This window comes from Methylobacterium sp. J-030, assembly GCF_022829545.1.
Taxonomy (GTDB): Bacteria; Pseudomonadota; Alphaproteobacteria; order Rhizobiales; family Beijerinckiaceae; genus Methylobacterium.
Map to the genome: position 1 here is coordinate 1 of NZ_JAKSYM010000074.1, position 683 is coordinate 683.

The window sequence follows — 683 nt, forward strand, 5'->3', positions numbered from 1 at the left end:
GTGAACTTCCGCTCCACGTCCGGGCCGGTCATCGCCAAGGCCGGGGATCTGGCCGCCCAGCTCACCAACCTCGACGAGCGCGACGTCCTGTTCATCGACGAGATCCACCGCCTCAACCCGGCGGTCGAGGAGATCCTCTACCCCGCCATGGAGGACTACCAGCTTGACCTGATCATCGGCGAGGGGCCGGCGGCGCGCTCGGTCAAGATCGAACTGCCCAAGTTCACCCTGGTCGGCGCCACGACGCGGGCGGGCCTGCTGACCACGCCCCTGCGCGACCGGTTCGGCATCCCGATCCGGCTGGAGTTCTACGAGATCGACGAGCTGGAGCAGATCGTGGCGCGCGGGGCGCGGGTTCTGGGCTTGGGCATGTCGGCGGAGGGGGCCAACGAGATCGCGCGGCGGGCGCGGGGCACGCCGCGGATCGCGGGGCGCCTGCTGCGGCGGGTGCGGGATTTTGCGATCGTGGCGGAGGCCGAGACGGTGACGCGGGCGATCGCCGACCGGGCGCTGCAGCTGCTCGACGTGGACGGGGCGGGGCTCGACGTGATGGACCGCAAGTACCTGCGCCTGATCGCGGGCTCGTTCGGGGGCGGGCCGGTGGGGATCGAGACGATCGGGGCGGCGCTGTCGGAGCCGCGGGACGCGATCGAGGACATCATCGAGCCCTACCTGATCCAGCG

At 71.3% G+C, this 683-nt stretch carries 1 protein-coding gene; it reads left to right on the forward strand.

The window, feature by feature from the left end; all coding sequences use genetic code 11:
• The coding region (gene ruvB / locus MKK75_RS03980) for a Holliday junction branch migration DNA helicase RuvB (protein WP_244041336.1) at nt 1-683 on the forward strand (683 nt) is incomplete at both ends.